An 18,442-nucleotide genomic window follows, 5' to 3' on the forward strand; every position below is an offset into this window, starting at 1 on the left:
ATTCAAAGGGAAATATAAAATGAATGCGAAAAATCCATCCGGCAAACGTTTTCCTGAAGGTATTCTCAGCCAGGTTAAAACTTTCAGACAAGCATTTATAAACCAATCACCGGACTCATTATGACGGTAAACCCTCCGCCTGGTGCAAGGGTAATTTTCAGCTTGTCCTTTGCAGTGACATGTTGCTGATCAATAGAAAAATCCGCAGCGTTTTTATCCGCATTGGGCCCATCCTTAAAAATGGTCGCCTGATAGACTCCCTCCCCGAGAAAAGACAGACCGGTTTCCAGATTCCGTGACGACCAGTCGGTCATGGCGGCCAGATACCAGGTGTCCCCGCTTCGCCGGGCAATCAGAATGTAATCACCAACCTCCCCCTGCAACACCCGGGTTTCATCCCACACAACCGGTATACTGCTGATAAACTCCGGAACTTCCGGCTCGCGGAGGTAAAGCGAGGGAGCATCGCACAGCATCTGCAGCGGGCTTTCATAAACCACATACATGGCCACCTGATGCGCGCGCGTACCCAGGCTTGAAGGATTGTCGAAGTTAATGCAGAAGCCGTCCTTCTGTGCATTCCGCATGGCTCCGGGGGTGTAATCCATAGGGCCGGCCACCATCCGGATAAACGGCAGGGTGACGTTATGCTCCGGGTTGGCGTAAGTGCTCCATTTGTTGTTTTCGTTGCCCATCACACCTTCGAACGACAGCACATTCGGATAAGCCCTGTTCAGTCCGGCAGGCTTGTAAGCCCCGTGAAAATCGACCAATAAATGGTTGGCCGCCGCCACCGCGGCAATTTTTTCATACGAACTGACCATTCCCTGATCGGCGCGCTGCATGAAATCGACCTTCACCCCCTTAACACCCCAATCCCTGTATGTTGAAAGGATTTTCTCCTCATTTCCGTTGAGCGGATGCCACAATAACCACAGAATAATCCCCACCGGCTTCGACGCTGCATATTCAATCAGCTCCGGCAAATCAATTTCAGGATTAGTTTCCAGCACATTTGATGTGGTTTTCGACCAGCCTTCATCCAGAATTACATATTCAAGTCCGTAAGCAGCCGCAAAATCAATGTAATACCTGTAGGTTTCCGTATTGATGCCCGATCTGAAATCCACACCGGTGATATTGCTGGCATTGTACCAGTCCCAGGCAACCTTGCCGGGACGGATCCATTCCGTATCTTTAAGCTCCGAAGGTCGCGACAGCCGGTAAACCAGATCGTTTCCGGCAAGGGATGCATCATTCTGTGAAACTGCAAATACCCTCCAGGGAAAACTCCGGTCGCCCTGTATCTCAGCGATATAACCGGCCTGTTCCGCAATATCCTCCGAACGGTCAGAGGTTCCGCCAAGCGGAAGGGCTTTAAGCACAACCTCAGGAAACACAGCATGAAAGCCATTGTCATTATCTTTCTTCAGAAATGCATTCGGGTAATCAAACAGATCGGCTTCCGTAAAGAGCACCCGGATTCTTCCGGGGGCTGTAAATAAAACCGGCAGGGAGCAAAAATCATCAGGGGCGATGCTGTCAAGGGGCTGATGCAGGTAAGGCCGCTCGTAATGCGAATACATGCTGTTTTCGCGGGGAAAATACGCATCTGAACCTTCCGGAAAGTTCAGCCTCATCCCTTCGTTCTTTACTTTAAGCACGCCTTTACGCGAAGTGATAAACCTGTATGCCACTCCGTCATTATAAACCCTGAATTCAATGGATGATCCGCTGCGGTACTTCAGCTGCAGGCGGTTGAAAGGATAGGATGCCTGCCGGTACTTTACCGGGACCACTGCCTGATACTCAGTTAATCCGCTACTCCGGGAGATTGCGGGCTTTGTGCCGGGTGCCGGCAGCTCTTCCCCTGATTCCAGTTCCAGACCCAGCCCCGATACAGTAAAAGTTTCCTTACCTTCCATAAAAACGGTAAAACCAGTGTTGCCGGCATCGTTAACCTGTAAGGCAAGCTTTCCGTCGGGGGATATAACCCTGGGCTGGCCCACTACAGAAATAACCACCATCAAATTGAACGCGGTTATAATAGCAGAGAATCGGTTCATATTTATTGATCTGTATGGAAACTATCCGGCATATCCCGGAAAAGACTAACTTCAGTCAGTGACAAGAAATTATCACTTACCAAAGTTAAGAAAAACAACAAACGGATGCACAGCCCGGAAAACGGAAAATCCCTGTGAAAACAGGTTGGCTGCTGCAAGGTCAGACGGTGAGGATGTCAGACACCAAATTATCTGCTACTCAACCCAGTCAGCGATAAACAGATTGGTATCGCGGGTTCCGCCGTTATTCCGGTTAGAGGAAAAGATAAGTTTCCTGCCGTCGTATGAAAACATCGGGAATGCGTCAAATACCGGATCCCAGGTGATGCGCTCAAGACCGGAGCCATCGAGGTTGATCATATACAGATTAAACTCGAAGCCTCTCGCTCCTGCGTGATTTGAGCTGAACAGGATTTTCTCTCCCGAAGGGTGAAAAAAGGGCGCCCAGTTTGCTTTGCCCAGGCTGGTAATCTGCCTGAGGTCACTGCCATCCACATTGCAGACATATATTTCCATATTGGTAGGGGCAACAAGTCCTTCCTTAAGCAAATCCTTGTATTCTTTGATCTCTTCAGGCGTTTTCGGACGCGATGACCTGAACACCAGCTTTGTTCCGTCGGGAGAAAAGAAAGCGCCCCCATCGTAGCCAAGGTCGAAAGTAATCTGTTTTACATCACTTCCATCGATTTTACAGGTATACAGCTCCAGGTCACCTGAGCGGTCGGATGTAAATACGATCAGGTCACCTTTGGGTGAAACCGTTGCTTCGGCATCGTAACCGGGCGATTTCACAAGGGTATCGATCAGCTGACCTTTCAGATTTGCCACATAAATATCAAAATCGGGATAAATCGGCCATAAGTACTTGCCGTCGGCCCTTCTTTCAGGTTCAGGAGGACATTCACTGCCACCGGAGCGGGTGGATGCATAAAGGATGCTGGTATCCCCCGGCATAAAGAATGAACAGGTGGTCCGGCCCAGGCCCTCGCTGATAAGCCCGGGAATGTGATTCTTCATATCTCCGTCCTTGAAAGGGAAATAATAAATGTGGTCGCATTTTGTTCCCCATTTCGCGCTTTTTGCCTGAAAAGCGATCATGGAATCATCGAAACTAAAATAGGCTTCGGCAAAATCGCCACCATTGGTGAGTTGCCGGATATTTTTCAGATGTTTCTCCTGAGGATAGTGAATGGTGGTATCCGGTTGCGAAGACACCGGAGCAGGCACATCATGACCACAGAGCTTACAGGGTTCAGCGGGATTTTCCGCTGAGACAGCCGCAGCGGCAATAATCATCGAAAATGTGTAAACGTTAATTAAAAACCTCATCATGTAACAATTAATTTTAGTTTTATCAGATTTGTTTTCCTGCAAAGACTCTCAAAGCAAGGGCACTTGTTATAAACCTCTTTTCGCCTGAATGGTTCAACTTCCCGGGCTGCTTTCGGGTATCAGTCATAAAATCTGCATAAAACGTGACGGAGACCTGTTTAAATCATAAATTAGCAAAAGCATTTTCAGCATAAATCATACCGCTTCAACCATGGAAGTCATGTATTTTCGTGAAAGCAGTGAATTCAGGGAGTGGCTCGAAGAAAACCACAGCCATGTAAAGGAAATCTGGCTGGGATTTTTAAAGAAACGCAAAGGGGTTATACATGGATTTTATTACCCGGAAGCGGTTGAGATCGCCCTTTGTTATGGCTGGATCGACGGGCTTACCCGGAGCGTGGATGAGTCGCGGTACAAAGTCAGGTTTACCCCCAGAAAAACCAAAAGCGTCTGGAGCAGTATCAACATCAAACGGGTTGAAACGCTGAAGGAAGCCGGACTAATGCATCCGGCAGGGCTTGCGGTTTATGAAGCCCGCAATAAAAAGCGAACGGATTCCGCAAATTTTTTGCGCGAAAATGGCCGCTTAACTCCGGAAATGGAACAGGAATTTATGAAGCACCCCAATGCTTACGCATGGTTTTGCAATACATCTGCTTCATATCGTAAAACCTGCATTTACTGGATCCTCAATGCCAGGCAGGAAGTGACCCGGGCAAAAAGACTCGGGATTTTAATAGAATGTTCCGGCCAACAGGTCAGAATTCCTTTACTGAGGACAGATCCGGGGCATCGAAAACCTCGCGAAAGCTAATATCCGACATGCTATGAAAAAAATCCTTATAATAGGAATCATAAGCCTTCTGGGCAATGTAACCCTGGCACAGAATTCAAACCTTTCCGGTGGGGTTGTTTTCGACGGGGAGCCATTTTTAGCGGTAAATCCTCAAAATCCGCGGCACATGGTGGTTGCCTGGATGGGTTATGTTTTTCTCAACCGGATAATGATCCGCACCAGGGTCAGCACCGATGGCGGAATAAACTGGAGCGCTGCAGCCAATGTACCTCATGTACAAAACGGTCATACTTCAGCCGACCCTTCCCTGGCATTTGACATCCAGGGAAACGTATTTCTCTCCTGTATTGATTATGATCCGTATTTTACGTCCGGCGCCGTCTATGTAAGGAAATCGACTGACGGGGGGCTTACCTGGGAGCAGGCCGCTGAAGTAATTGCTTTTGATGATGATCCCGGGCGATTCCCGATCGACCGCCCCTGGATTACCATTGACCGTTCGGGAGGCGCATTCAGCGGTAACATTTACATCACCACCATGAATGCCAGCCCTGCAGGTGCACCGCCATATCATCCTTACTTTACCAGGTCAGTGGATCAGGGCCAGTCTTTTCAGGCATGGCGTTATGCCGATACAACAGGATGGCTGTCGGGCCCCTTTATCGCTAAACCGATGCCAACTCCGGCCACCAGTTCAACAGGCATTTTCCATTGTATCTATCCCAGCCTGGTCTTCTCACAGAACCTGCTTCCACAGTTTATCCTTGCATCTTCTGCCGATGCAGGAATCAGCTTTACGCATCGCAGTGTGATTGCTGCACCTTCTACAATCGCCGTCAGCGATACATCCGCGAAAAAAGGCTACCTGCTCCGCGTGAATCCTTCCGATCCACTGCATCTTGCATTCATCCATCTGCGCAATGAATCCGGCGACGCTGACGTCTTTCTGATGGAATCAGTTGACGGAGGCGAAACCTGGAACGAAGGGATAAGGATTAATGATGATCCCGCCGGAAATGGCCGGATGCAGGACCTTGTCTGGGCTGCTTTCGATACCGACGGGGACCTTGCTATTGCCTGGCGCGATCGCCGGAATGCTGCAGACACGGGATATGCCGCGGCATATGAGATTTATGCCGCCGTCAGGCTGAAAAACGAACCGGATTTCTCTCCCAATTTCAGGCTGAGCAGCGAAGCAATCCCTTTCGACGAAATCCTTTTTCAGAATGGCAATGATTTTATGTGCCTGGAATTATTCAACGACACCCTCAGTGCCGTATGGGGCGACACCCGGAACGGGGCGCTGAATATCTGGTTTCAGCGATCGCACCTGAACGGAACACTGCTATCTCTTACCAGACTGACAGACGAAAAACTTCCGCCACTTAAGGTTACAAAAATCAATCATGAACAGGTCCTGATCGAGGGTGATGAAATTACAGGGATCGCGTTCTTCAGCATCAAGGGCGCTGAAGTGCTCAGGGTAAAGAATCTCCCGGGAAATTCCCATGAAATTATCAGCCTTCGAAACTTCCCTCCCGGAACCTACCTCATCCGTGTCCAGACTGCCCATGGAAGTATCACAGCCAAAATGATACGTTAATCATCAAATTTAGTATTTATCGAAAAATCCATTCATTAAAGATATGAAGAAGGTAACCAGCAGTCAGGGAACCAAGATTTTCAGCATAGCCAGCGGTCGCAGCAATGTATTTCTGGTTCTTTCGGGTAACAATAAAATTCTTGTTGATACCGGTCCTGCATTTATGCAGAAAATCATTTTCAGACGTCTGAGGAAACTCAGCATCCGGACCATCGATTATCTTGTGCTGACACACACCCATTTTGATCATGCAGCCAACGCCCGGGCTATCAAAGACTTCTTTAATACCAGGGTAATTGTGCATGCATCTGAGGAGGAGTATCTGAGGTCGGGCGACAGTCCGGTTCCCGCCGGCACCAACCTGTTTACCGGATGGCTCACCGGAACTTTCGGTAAAATGGCCAACCAAATGGTGAAATATCAGGGCTGCGAGGCAGATATAACCATTGATCATCAATTAAATCTTTCAGAAGACCTTAAAAATATTCAGATCATTCACACCCCGGGGCATTCTGCAGGTTCTGTATGTGTGATTATTGACAATGAAATTGCACTTGCCGGCGATACCCTGTTCGGCACCTATCCCGGAAGTTGCTTTCCTCCCTTTGCCGATGACCGGAAATTGTTGTTCAAAAGCTGGGAACTGCTGCTGAAAACCGGATGCAGCATTTTCTTTCCATCACATGGTAGCGTCAGGACCCGTGAACAGGTCAGCCGGGAACTGAATAAAAGAAAACGAAGTCTTTCCGCTTAAACAACACCTTAAATGCACCATTCAGCCTATTCCCGAACCGGGTAATCCGTTCAACAATTACCCTGATTTCCGGTAAATGTGGTTTTGGTTTTTCCCGGACTGTGGAGTTAATTACCCAATACGTATCAGCAACCTTTCTATTATTTAATTGATATACAAGTATTTAATAAATCAGCTCTTTTTTGGTTTGTATTTTGAATGAACATGGCAAAACCAAAACCCAATAAAACATGAAAAACTTTTTGCTTATTCTGCTCGCGCTTCCATTGCTTTTCGCTTCCTGTGAAAACAAAAAGCAAACTGAACAGATTAATCTGCTTATCCAGGAAAAGAACAAGATGCTGAACGATGCCGCTGTGAAAGATTCCCTTGTCAACGACTTTCTTATGACGATCAATGAAATAGAAACCAACCTTGCAGAGATCAAAAGCCGCGAAAAACTGATCAGCTCCCAGACCGCGCAGGGTCAGGAACTCAGCAAACCAATCCGCGACCGCATCAATGAGGATATCCGCATGATTAATGAACTCATGCAGTCAAATAAAAATAAAATTGCTGCGCTCAACCGTAAAATCAAAGATTCTGATTTAAAAATCAAGGAGTTTGATAATATGATTGCGCTTGCCAATCAGCAGCTTGCCGAACGGGATAACGAAATACTGGCGCTGAAGGAAGAGCTTGCCGGGCTCAATTTCTCGATTGCTATCCTTAATGACACCATTTCAGTGATTAAAGATAAGAACAGGGCGCTGACCGGCGTAATCAATGATAAAACCAACGAGTTGAATACAGCCTATTTCATTGTTGGAGAACGTAAGGCATTAATTGAGAAAAAAATACTCAATAAAGAAGGTGGTTTTCTGGGTCTGGGCAAATCACAGAAGATTGCCGCTGATGTAGATCTGAATGAATTCACAAGAATAGATATCCGCAACCTGAAATCAATTCCGCTGGGTGTAAAAAAGGCCACCTTAATGTCGGTTCATCCGGCAGGCTCTTACGAATTGATTATGACAGAAAAGAAAGTTGAAGAAATTGTGATAAAGAATCCGGCATTATTCTGGGAAAAGTCACGCATGCTGGTGATCTCAACCGAAGTATAAGCAATCATTTAATTAACAACCAGCTTCAATTAACGGACAGGAAACTGTTATGAAGCACAGCCCCCGCAACCACAAAGCGGGGGCTTTCTGTTTTTTCTGAAGCTGACTTATTCAGTTATTCCGGAAAAACAACGGAGAAAAAATGATGAACAATACCAAATTAAATCACTGTTGTCCGGTTAAATTATGAGATTCTTCTCCCGCAAAATGCGGGATAGTGAAGTGAAAAACCGATCCTCCAGGGGTGGAGAGCTCACCGAAGGTAATCTCATAACTCTTTCCAAAGGTTTACCGGACAATAATGAATCTAAATAGCTACTTTACAGATTATTTGAACTCATCTAACAACATACCGCATTAGACCTTATTTTTGCAGGAATGAACAGAAAAAATAACCCGGAGGGGGTAAAAGGGAAAGTGGTCACGGGATTCCTGTTGATTCTTTTTTTGGCACTGGCTGCAGTTTTTGCCATGATTCATCTCGCTGCCCAACTCACGCCGCCTGACACCGGGATTTCACAATCCGTTACGAAGCTCACCCTGGTGAGCAATATGCTCTCCAAGCTGATAGATGCCGACGGACAGGCACGGGCGTATATTACAACAGGTCAGCGTCGCTACCTTAAAAAGTACCGCGACGATGAAAAAGAAATCAGGTCCATCGCCGACTCACTCAAGTATACCAGTGTGATGCATACCGATCAGTATCTGAGGATGTTGGTTGTTGACAGTCTGCTTGATCTGAAAAAGGCAACACTGGAGAATTTCTTCAGGCAGGGCAAAACGGCAGGATCACCCATTCTGAGTACAGAAAGGCTGAATCAGGTGCTTCAGCGCTTCAATGATACTGTTGCATTCTCAACAAAAACCATTGCACATCCGGTAACGCCCCCCCTAACAAAACCCCGTGAATCGGAACCTGCAAAGAAAGAGAATATTTTTAAGCGCTTATGGTCGGGTTTAACCGGCAGAAGCCCTTCCACTGACAGCATCCCGGTGATTCAGCATTCAGTCGGTCAGATGCCTGACACCATCCAGACCTTTACCCGGCTGCATGATTCTACCATTGCCCAGGTGCGGACACAGCTTGAGCAGATGGGCGAAGAGGAACGCATAGAGCGGCAGATGGCCATCGAACGCGAATTGCTGCTGCTCAGGACTGACCAGGTAATCCTCGATGAAATCCGCAATGTGCTGATCCTTTTCGAGAAAGAGGAGATCAACCGGGCAATTGAAGGTTCGGAAAAAGCCAATTTGCTTGTAAAGAAATTGTGGAACACCGCATTAATCCTTGCCACAGTGGGCCTGCTCACCATGTTGGTTTTTATCGTACTTATCTGGAAGGACCTGGCCCGTAGCGCATTTTACCGGCGGCAGCTGGAAAAAGCCAGACTGCTGGCAGAAAAACTGTTAAAAGTCAAGGAACTGTTTCTGGCCAATATGAGCCATGAAATCAGAACACCGATTACCAGTATCATCGGATTTTCAGAAAGGCTGTCCAATACGCAACTTTCAAGTGAGCAACAGGATTACCTGAAATACATCAATACTTCTTCAGAACATCTGCTCGGCCTGATCGACGACCTGCTCGACTACTCCAGAATAGGCAGCGGGAAACTCAGTCTTGAATCACAACCACTTGTCCCTAAAGAACTTCTCGGTGAAGTTTATGAAACCCTGAGGCCAAAAGCCGGGAAAAAAGGCATAGAAATGCTTTATACTGTAACCGGCGATACCGGGAAAGCGGTAAAAGGGGATCCTCTCAGAATCAGGCAAATAATTTATAACCTGCTGAATAACAGCCTTAAATTTACCGAACAGGGCACCATAAAACTGGAACTCGATTCCAGGCAGGTCAATGAAATGACAACGTTACACATCAGGGTGTCCGACACCGGAATTGGCATTCCGGAAGAGAAACAGCAGGAGATTTTTGAGGAATTTACGCAGGTGGATGAAGGAATTACCCGCAAATACGGCGGTTCAGGTCTCGGACTGGCCATTTGCCGCAAACTCACCGAAATGATGAACGGCACCATCAGCCTGCAAAGTACACCCGGTGAAGGTACCACGGTGGAAATTACGCTGCAGTTGCCCGGATACAGCGGTGATATCAGCAATCCTGAAAATGAGCGCTTTACCGGCATACCCCGGCTGGAAGGGAAAAAGATATTGCTGGCAGAAGATGATGAAACAACCAGGCTTTTGCTCATCAGTCTGCTCCAGGAAACCGGGGCAAAGGTAGATGCCGTGCCCGACGGAGATAAAGCGTGGCAGCTGTATGCAGAGCATGCAGAAGATTATGACCTGATTATCACAGATATTCAGATGCCCCTGCTGAGTGGCCCGGACCTGATCGAAAAAATCAACGGTTTTATCCGGGAAAAGGGCTGCAAAGCCCCTATGGCAATCGGGCTTACTGCCCATGCAACTCCCGATGACTTTGAACTTTACCGGCGCAAAGGATTGGATCGTTTCCTGATTAAGCCATTCAGACAATCCGCACTTTATCAGGAGCTTAATATTATCCTGGGCTTCAATTACAGGCATAAGGATCCGCAGCACGAAGAAATTTCCACACCAGGCAAAGAACTGAATCTGGAAATCTTCAAAGATTTTTCAGGCAACGACCCTGAAGCCTTGAAAAAAATCCTTGAGTCGCTGGTAAACAACATCAGCACGACGGTCCTTTCGATGAAAGAAACTTTTAGCAACGGGGATTACAGGCAACTCTCACTGCTGGCCCACCGTATGCTTCCCAATATCAGAAATCTCGGAGCCTCAACCGAATCGGAACTGCTGAAACAGATTGAAATGGCCGGCAGGCTGGATTCACCTGACCGGGAAATAATTAAAGCATTGCTTGAAAAGGCCGTAGACGGACTGCTTGCCATTGCAAAAGCCCTGAAAGATGAATTAATGAATTACTGAAGCGGAATCCCGTATTGCTTCATTTTGTTGTAGAGGGTTTTCCTGTCCACATTCAGCAATTTGGCGGCTTTCGATTTATTGAACCGCACTTTTTCGAGGGTGGTAATAATCAACTCTCTTTCACTCCGGCGGGAGGTTTCCCTGAGGTCAATATCTTCGGCCGGTTTTTCATCAACAGGCCCTTTTTCGACCGGCTGGACAATTGCGCTTGCATCAGCCTCTGCAGTCAGTTCGTCGGGTAGTGTTCCGGCTGTAATCACAGGCCCTTTTGACAAAAGCACGGCCCGTTTGATGATATTCCTGAGTTCACGCAGGTTGCCCGGCCAGGAATAACGCTTGAATATCTGCATTACATCCGGTGCAAAACCATCCACATCGCGCAAAAGTTCTTTATTTGCCTGAGCAAGAAAATGCCTGGCAAACATGAGCATATCCTCAGGTCTGTCTCTGAGCGGTGCAACCTGAATGGCAAATTCATTGATGCGGTGATAAAGGTCTTCCCTGAAATCGCCGCGTAAAACAGCCTGTTTCAGGTCTTCGTTGGTAGCTGTAATAATTCTGACATCCACCTGTATTTCCACCGTGGAACCAACCCTTCTGATTTTACGTTCCTGAATGGCCCGGAGCAATTGAATCTGTATATCATAGCTAAGGTTACCGATCTCATCCAGAAAAATGGTTCCCCCGTTGGCAACTTCAAACTGCCCTTGTTTATCGGCAATGGCGCCGGTAAACGCGCCTTTCATATGCCCGAACAACTCGCTGCCAGCAAGATCGCGCGGCAGGGCGCCGCAATCAATGGCCACAAAAGGCTTGTCGCTTCGCTGACTGAGGGCATGAATCCTCCGGGCAACAAACTCCTTCCCTGTTCCGCTCTCGCCCATGATCAGCACCGACATCCCCGTGGGAGCCACCAGGGTGGTATGTTCCAGAATTTTCAACGAGGCATCACTAACCCCTTCAATATATGACTCTTCACTTACCTGCAGGTTAACCTCTGTGGAAGCCTTGTTGCGCGAGTTCACCGCCCTTTGGACTGTCGACAGGATTTCGTCAGGGTTCACGGGCTTGGTAACGTAATCGAAGGCGCCCATTTTCATGGCCCGTACTGCAGTCCGGATATCGCCGTAGCTTGTCATCAGAATAACCGGGACTTCAGGCACATCGCGCTTCACCAGCTGAAGTATCTCCAGCCCGTCGTGATCAGGCAACCTCAGATCAGTAAGGACAATATCAGGATTAAAATCGGCTAATTTCTTTCGGCCATCGGCATAGGTATACGAATGTGCCACCTCATAATCATGCTTCCGAAGGAGGGTTTCCAGCATCATGCAGAATGTAACATCATCGTCAACGACCAGGATTTTGCTTACTGACATTTACTTACGAATTGCATCAGCAAAGATAAAAAGATATCATTTCCGGCATACTTTTCTGTGTAATCAACCGAAATTGTAAATTGCTATTTTTGCTGACCATGGATAAAGTGCCTGAATACGATACCATCATCACCGGAGCAGGACCGGCCGGACTGTTTGCTGCTGCAAATATTGTAAAAGGCAGGACATTAATTTTAGAAAAGAAAGAACTTCCGGGCCGCAAACTGATGATTTCAGGCACAGGGCAGTGCAATTTCACCCATAACGGCCCGCTGAACGATTTTTTCACGCATTACGGAGATAATTACAGCTTTGTGAAACCCGCCCTGAAAGTATTCACTAACCAGGACGCCATTGCCTGGTTCGGGAAGAGGGGCGTTGAAACCGTTACCGATAAAAACGGGAAGGTATTCCCCCGAAGCCTCAGGGCAGGTGAAATTCTGAACGCTTTATTAACGGCCATCGGAGAAAGACAGACCTTGATCAGGACCGGAACTCAGGTTGCAGACATTTCATTGAAAAACGGCTTCTTTTCAATAAAAACCGCTCACCGGACTTACACATGCAAAAACCTGATACTTGCCACCGGCGGTTTATCCTACCCTTCAACCGGCTCAAGCGGAGATGGATATGCATTTGCCGAAAAGATGGGGCATACCCTTGTTGAACCCAGGCCAGCCCTGAGTCCTGTTTTTGTCAAGGACTATCAATTTGCATCTCTTGCCGGCGTATCGCTCGACAATGTCCTGATCAGGCTTTTCAGGGAAAACCGGGAAATCAGAAACCACAGGGGTGATACCGGATTTACCCATAAAGGGCTAAGCGGTCCGGGCATTCTGGATTTCTCGCGCTATTTCAGAATCGGAGACACCCTGAAGATCAACCTGTGCAATCTTGAAGAGGCAGCGTTTGAAAAACAATTTACCATTCATGCCAGTTTAAACGGAAAACTGCCGGTGCTTTCTTTCTTCAAAAATTCCTCTATGCCCCGCAACCTTGCCAGGGCCATCATAGGAATATCGGGAATTTCCCCGGAGAAACCCATGGCTGAAATCTCAAAAAAGAGCCGCAAGACCCTCACAGAACTGTGTTGCAGCCATCCGTTTGTTATTGATAAAATTGCGGGGTTCAGCACAGCCATGGCAACCAGCGGCGGCATTTCACTAGATGAAGTCGATCCGTTAACCATGGAATCCAGGTTAGTTAAAAACCTGTTTTTTGCCGGCGAAGTGTTGGATATTGACGGGGATACCGGCGGATACAACATCCAGGCGGCGTTCTCAACGGCCTGGATGGCCGCACAGGCAATTAACAAAAACGGTTAAAGCATTTGCCAATGCTTAATCAGGGGTACTTTCATAAAGCCAGCAGATCGGCCATACCAGACTTTCCAGTAACTATCCGGAATAAAAAAAGCCACTCCCGAATGGAAGCGGCAATACCTTAAAAATACCCGATTATTCTATTCCGGCAAAATGTTTCATAAACTGGACCCTTTCGTAGGCTCCCGGATTTTCCACCTTTTTAAAGCTCATTTTACCGATGAAATCTTCTGTTTTTTCAAATCCATGTTTCTCCATCCAGGCCTTTAAACCGGCATTCATTTCATCAATGCGGCCGAACCCGTTTTTGTAAAGGGTTGAGGCGATCTGAACCGCTTTGGCACCTGCCAGCAACTGCTTGATCATGCCTTCACTGTCGTGGATTCCGGTGGATGCACAAACATCGCAATACAACCTGTCGCTGAGCATGGCCACCCAGCGGAGGGAAGTTGAGATTTCTTCCGGAGAACTGAAGACATTGGTAGCAACCACTTTCATGGTATCAATGTTTATATCCGGAGAATAAAACCGGTTAAACAACACAATGCCCTTGGCACCGGCCCATGAAAGCTTAAGGGCCATCTTGGCGAGTCCCGAGAAGTAATAACTGATTTTCAGTGCAACGGGAATGCGAACCTGTTTTTTCACTTCATCCAGGATGGTAAAATAAAGCTTCTCATTCTGTTCGGCCCCATGGGTAGGGTCACTGGGCATAACAAATATGTTCAGCTCCAGGGCATCCGCACCTGCATCTTCGATTTTCCGGGCAAATGTTGTCCATTCGTCTGAACTGATGCAGTTTATGCTGGCAATAATGGGGATCTGAACGGCATGCTTGGCATCCCTGATCAGCGTAAGATACTCTTCGAGCCGGTGGTTACGGCTGTAGTTCGAAATATAATCCAGCGCTTCGGGATAGATGTTTGAAGTGGTATCATGGGAGGATGTATGCGCGATTTCATGCATAATCTGTTCCTCGAAAAGCGATTTGAGCACCACCGCCCCCGCTCCCCTGCCGGCGAACTCTCTGATGTTTGCCAGTGAACTGGTTAGTCCTGAACTTCCAATAATTACAGGGCTGCTTAGTGTGAGGCCCATGTATTTGGTTTCGATATTTGCCATAATACCCTGATTTAAATTCCAGTTATGCTGAAGGCTTCCCTTTCCGGATTTGTGTTAACAAATTTAGTGATAGAATTCAAAACTCCTAACAAGCCTTGATATTTCTATGTAAAAAGTTATATAAATCCTGCTTTTCAGAAGCTTCAACAAGGACCCTGAATTCGCCGGAGCCTTACATTGCTATGCTCAACTTCCTGAAAAGCATTTCGTTGTTCATTGCCTCGACAGCCTGCATCAGCTCATGATCAATGGGGCTGATCACTTCGAAATAAGCGCTTACATCGAAAAGATTTCTCGCGATCAGGCCTTTAAGAATGTGCCTGATCTCATTACCGGAGCGCACCAGTCCTTCCTCATCGGCTGGCACCCCTTTCTCCGCTGCAAAATCAACAAATTGCTGTAAAAATGCATCATCAACCAAAAAACCTGTTTTAAAGGAAGCGATATCGGGATAAATAGCCTGAAGCTGTCCCCTGCGGCTATCCAGATAATCAATCACGTATTCGTTGAGCAGGCCTTTTCGCCATAAATCAGTATAATATCTCGAAGAGGTCGTTGTATCAAGCGGAATAAATACATCGGGCATAATACCGCCACCGCCATAAACAACGCGTTTCGAAGGGGTAAAATATTTTATGGAGTCAGGAAATCTGATGCTGTCGGCCGATACAAACTCTCCATGCCTGAACCTTTTGGTAAGGTCTGCGTAATAATCCTCCACTCCGTCCTCATATGGCTTCTGGATAGAACGACCCGAAGGAGTGTAATAGCGGGCAGTTGTCAGCCTCACCACAGAACTGTCGGGCAGATTGAACGGACGCTGCACCAGCCCTTTGCCGAAAGACCTGCGGCCGAGAACGATTCCACGGTCCCAGTCCTGCACTGCCCCTGCCACAATCTCACTGGCTGAAGCGCTGCTTTCATTCACCATAACGATCAGTCTGCCCTTTTCAAAACCACCCCTTGAAGTGGCCTTGAAATCCATTCGGGGACTGCGCAAACCCTCTGTATAAACGATCAGTTTATCCGTTGGAAGGAATTCATCCGAAAGGTCAATGGCAATATCCAGAAATCCGCCCGAATTGTTGCGCAGGTCGAGTATAAGGTTCTTCATCCCCTGTTTTTTCAGGGCCATAATCGATTCCTTCACTTCCTGGAGGGATGTGCGGGCAAAGCGGGTAAGCTTGATGTAACCGATATCGGCATTAAGCATGAAAGTGGCGTCAACGCTGTTGAGGGGAATTTTATCGCGGGTAATGACATATTCGATCAGTTCTTTCCGGCCTTTCCTTTTAATACCCACCGTTACCTTGGTGCCTTTGGGCCCGCGGAGGCGTTCCATCACGTAGTTATTGGTCACTTTCTTGCCGAAAGCATCCTCTCCGTTAATGGTGATGATTTTATCACCGGCCAGAATCCCGAGTTTATCGGAAGGCCCTCCGGGAACCGCGGCAACAACAAGTATGGTATCATGAAACAACTGAAACTGAATGCCTACCCCGTCAAAGTTTCCCTGCAAAGGTTCATTGGCTCTTTTTACCTCTTCCTTGGAGAGATAGACCGAATGAGGATCCAGCTCTTTCAGCATGGCCTCAATGGCACTCTCGGTAAGCTTCGCTGAATTGGCGGTGTCAACATAGTAATAACTGATTATCTGCAGCAAAGAAGAGAACTTCTGGGAGGTTGACCGGGAATCAATCCGCTGCTGGGCATGGAGGGATTCAGCAGGTAAACCGGCAACAAACAGGAAAATAATGAAAAGTGCGGAAAATCCGGAACGTTGAACAGACATCTTGGGTAGTTTTTAAAGTTCTTTTTCAGGAAAAGAGTGACAAAAATAAGCATAAAATCAGGTCACATCATAAACAATTGGCAATCATATGGGTTTAATAGAGTTAAATAAATATAAAATCCGGCCGGACAGACCAGACCTGACCTGACACACTCAGTTTACAATCCTTAACCACATCGGGCGTGAAAAGAAGTTTTCTTTCTGCTATAACGCTGCTTATATTTTCAGCTTTTGTTATTCTGTCGTGTAAACATGAACCGGAAGTTATCCCTGAACAACCGGATCCGACAGATACCATCGCTGCAGGCATTCCCTGCAGTCCTGACACAGCCTATTTTGTCAATGATGTGCTTCCCATTCTCGTTTCAGGTTGTGCCATGTCAGGTTGCCACGATGCCGCTTCGGCGAGCGACGGCGTGGTGCTTACCTCCTATAACAGTGTAATGAATACTGCAGATATCCGGCCGGGCAACCCGGACGACAGCGACCTGTACGAACGGATTACCGATAACGACCTTGATGACCGTATGCCCCCGCCTCCCATGGCTGCGCTTTCACCGGAGCAGATACAGACCATCAGGCGCTGGATTACCCAGGGTGCCAAAAACAATTACTGTGACAACAGCTGCGATACTACAGCATTTACTTTCAATGCCATCATTCTTCCGCTGATAAACAACAACTGCAAAGGTTGTCACAGCGGAGCCCAGCCTTCCGGAAATATCAGGCTTGAGGATTATGCGACCATCCGGCAGGCTGCGGTAAACGGATCACTTTATGGTGCGGTCAGTCATCAGCCCGGGTTTTCGCCCATGCCTCAGAATGCCGCAAAACTGCCCGATTGCAACATCACCCAAATCAGAAAATGGATAGAAAATGGAACGCCGAATAATTAATTCCGGGCATCGTGTTTTTGCGAAGATAATCCCGCTTGCATTCCTCCTGATATTTGTCAGTTCCTGTTATTACGATAACGAAGAATATCTCTATCCCGGTTTACCCGGAAGTGAATGCGACACTACCGGAGTTACTTATTCCGGCACAGTGGCACCATTGATGGCTTCAAACTGCAACGCCTGTCACAGCCCTGTTGCTCCTTCGGGCAATGTAGTTACCAGCACCTTTGACGGATTAAAGACCGCAGTAAACAGCGGGATATTCTGGAAAGCCATCAATCATGAAGCAGGCGCTTCTCCCATGCCCCAGGGGGGCAATAAACTGCCCGCCTGCGACCTGAAAAAGATAAAAGCCTGGATCGATGCCGGTGCACCACAGAACTAACCCTATAAATAGCCAGCAATGAGCAGAACGAATGCTATTTTCATCCTGATTCTTTTGCTTCTCACAGGTAAATTTTCGTCACTGCGCGCGCAGGAGCTTATGGATCTGTTCGGAGAAGAGGAGCCGGTGACCGAATATACCTATGCAACTTTCAAAACAACCCGGGTCGTCAGCGGACATTCAGTTGAAAATCCGGCCAACGGAGTATTGTTGTTTATGATCTCGCACCGTTTTGGCAAACTCAACTCAGGCGCTTATGATCTTTTCGGGCTAGACCAGGCAACCATCAGGCTCGGTTTCGAATACGGCATCAACGAATGGCTGAGTGCAGGATTCGGCCGGAGTTCATATCAGAAAACCTACGACGGGTTTCTCAAGGCAAAAGTATTAAGACAAAGCAGCGGAAAGAAAAGCATGCCGCTAAGCCTGACATATTTTACTTCCATGGATCTGTTTTCGCTGAAGTGGCAGGATAAAGAGCGAAAAAATTACTTCACCTCCCGCATGACTTTTGTGCATCAGATATTGCTTGCGCGCAAGTTTAACGACAACCTTTCATTACAGTTCACTCCGACATTTATTCACAAAAACCTGGTTGCAGGCACCAACGATGACAATGACACCTTTGCCATGGGGCTGGGCGGCCGGATTAAGCTAACCCGAAGGACCAGCCTGAATGCAGAATATTTTTACCTCATGCCCGGCAGCACTGCAGATAATTTCGTCAACCCGTTGTCACTGGGATTCGATATTGAAACCGGAGGCCATGTATTTCAGCTGCATTTTACCAACGCCCAGCCTATGTTTGAGCGGGGACTCATTACAGAAACCAGAGGTAAATGGACAAACGGGGATATCTATTTCGGATTTAACATCAGCAGGGTCTTTACACTGAAAAAGCCCGCTGAATTCAGGGAATAATTTTTGATACATTCGCAGAAGTATCTTATTCACATTAAAA

At 47.4% G+C, this 18,442-nt stretch carries 14 protein-coding genes; 9 read left to right on the top strand and 5 right to left on the bottom strand.

The window, feature by feature from the left end; all coding sequences use genetic code 11:
* Positions 1–95: 95 nt before the first annotated feature.
* Both TBC1_RS05870 and TBC1_RS05875 read right to left on the bottom strand, forming a co-directional pair.
* Positions 96–2,066, bottom strand: coding sequence for a glycoside hydrolase family 97 protein (locus TBC1_RS05870; RefSeq protein ID WP_062039721.1), 1,971 nt, complete (start codon positions 2,064–2,066; stop codon positions 96–98).
* Positions 2,067–2,261: 195 nt separating this feature from the next.
* On the bottom strand, positions 2,262–3,398 hold the full coding sequence (locus tag TBC1_RS05875) for a TolB-like translocation protein (protein ID WP_201781634.1): 1,137 nt from the start codon (positions 3,396–3,398) through the stop codon (positions 2,262–2,264).
* A gap of 220 nt (positions 3,399–3,618) precedes the next feature.
* Between TBC1_RS05875 and TBC1_RS05880 the strand changes: the two genes are divergently transcribed.
* The 5 genes from TBC1_RS05880 (at position 3,619) to TBC1_RS05900 (ending at position 10,585) form a co-directional block, all read left to right on the top strand.
* A complete protein-coding gene (locus tag TBC1_RS05880) occupies positions 3,619–4,212 on the top strand; it encodes a YdeI/OmpD-associated family protein (RefSeq protein WP_062039723.1) in 594 nt (197 codons plus the stop codon).
* Positions 4,213–4,225: 13 nt separating this feature from the next.
* On the top strand, positions 4,226–5,797 hold the full coding sequence (locus TBC1_RS05885; protein WP_062039725.1) for a T9SS type A sorting domain-containing protein: 1,572 nt from the start codon (positions 4,226–4,228) through the stop codon (positions 5,795–5,797).
* A 43-nt stretch (positions 5,798–5,840) separates the two neighbouring features.
* Positions 5,841–6,551, top strand: coding sequence for an MBL fold metallo-hydrolase (locus TBC1_RS05890; protein WP_062039727.1), 711 nt, complete (start codon positions 5,841–5,843; stop codon positions 6,549–6,551).
* Positions 6,552–6,781: 230 nt separating this feature from the next.
* Positions 6,782–7,654, top strand: coding sequence for a Cbp1 family collagen-binding glycoprotein adhesin (locus tag TBC1_RS05895; RefSeq protein WP_062039729.1), 873 nt, complete (start codon positions 6,782–6,784; stop codon positions 7,652–7,654).
* Between the two features lie 378 nt (positions 7,655–8,032).
* Complete coding sequence (locus TBC1_RS05900; RefSeq protein WP_062039731.1) at positions 8,033–10,585, top strand: ATP-binding protein; 2,553 nt, start codon at positions 8,033–8,035, stop codon at positions 10,583–10,585.
* Here TBC1_RS05900 and TBC1_RS05905 read toward each other — a convergent pair.
* Positions 10,579–11,964 (bottom strand): sigma-54-dependent transcriptional regulator, encoded by a 1,386-nt coding sequence (locus TBC1_RS05905; RefSeq protein ID WP_062039733.1) that lies wholly within the window; start codon positions 11,962–11,964, stop codon positions 10,579–10,581. The genes TBC1_RS05900 and TBC1_RS05905 overlap by 7 nt on opposite strands.
* A 98-nt stretch (positions 11,965–12,062) precedes the next feature.
* Here TBC1_RS05905 and TBC1_RS05910 point away from each other — a divergent pair, with 98 nt between their 5' ends.
* A complete protein-coding gene (locus tag TBC1_RS05910; RefSeq protein WP_062039735.1) occupies positions 12,063–13,289 on the top strand; it encodes a BaiN/RdsA family NAD(P)/FAD-dependent oxidoreductase in 1,227 nt (408 codons plus the stop codon).
* A 132-nt stretch (positions 13,290–13,421) separates the two neighbouring features.
* On the opposite strand, the gene TBC1_RS05915 is transcribed toward TBC1_RS05910, so the two are convergent.
* Positions 13,422–14,408 (bottom strand): dihydroorotate dehydrogenase-like protein, encoded by a 987-nt coding sequence (locus TBC1_RS05915; RefSeq protein ID WP_062039736.1) that lies wholly within the window; start codon positions 14,406–14,408, stop codon positions 13,422–13,424.
* 172 nt (positions 14,409–14,580) lie between these two features.
* On the bottom strand, positions 14,581–16,200 hold the full coding sequence (locus TBC1_RS05920; protein ID WP_062039738.1) for a S41 family peptidase: 1,620 nt from the start codon (positions 16,198–16,200) through the stop codon (positions 14,581–14,583).
* Positions 16,201–16,382: 182 nt separating this feature from the next.
* On the opposite strand from TBC1_RS05920, the gene TBC1_RS05925 reads away from it, so the two are divergent.
* Genes TBC1_RS05925 through TBC1_RS05935 form a run of 3 tightly spaced genes read left to right on the top strand, consistent with a single transcriptional unit; the run spans position 16,383 to position 18,402 of the window.
* The gene (locus tag TBC1_RS05925; protein ID WP_062039740.1) at positions 16,383–17,096 is read left to right on the top strand and encodes a c-type cytochrome domain-containing protein; all 714 of its coding nucleotides are present in this window, start codon (positions 16,383–16,385) and stop codon (positions 17,094–17,096) included.
* On the top strand, positions 17,077–17,481 hold the full coding sequence (locus TBC1_RS05930) for a c-type cytochrome (RefSeq protein ID WP_062039742.1): 405 nt from the start codon (positions 17,077–17,079) through the stop codon (positions 17,479–17,481). The genes TBC1_RS05925 and TBC1_RS05930 overlap by 20 nt, the downstream gene beginning before the upstream one ends.
* Positions 17,482–17,499: 18 nt before the next feature.
* Complete coding sequence (locus TBC1_RS05935; protein WP_062039744.1) at positions 17,500–18,402, top strand: DUF5777 family beta-barrel protein; 903 nt, start codon at positions 17,500–17,502, stop codon at positions 18,400–18,402.
* Positions 18,403–18,442 lie beyond the last annotated feature (40 nt).

The organism is Lentimicrobium saccharophilum, from assembly GCF_001192835.1.
Taxonomy (GTDB): domain Bacteria; phylum Bacteroidota; class Bacteroidia; order Bacteroidales; family Lentimicrobiaceae; genus Lentimicrobium; species Lentimicrobium saccharophilum.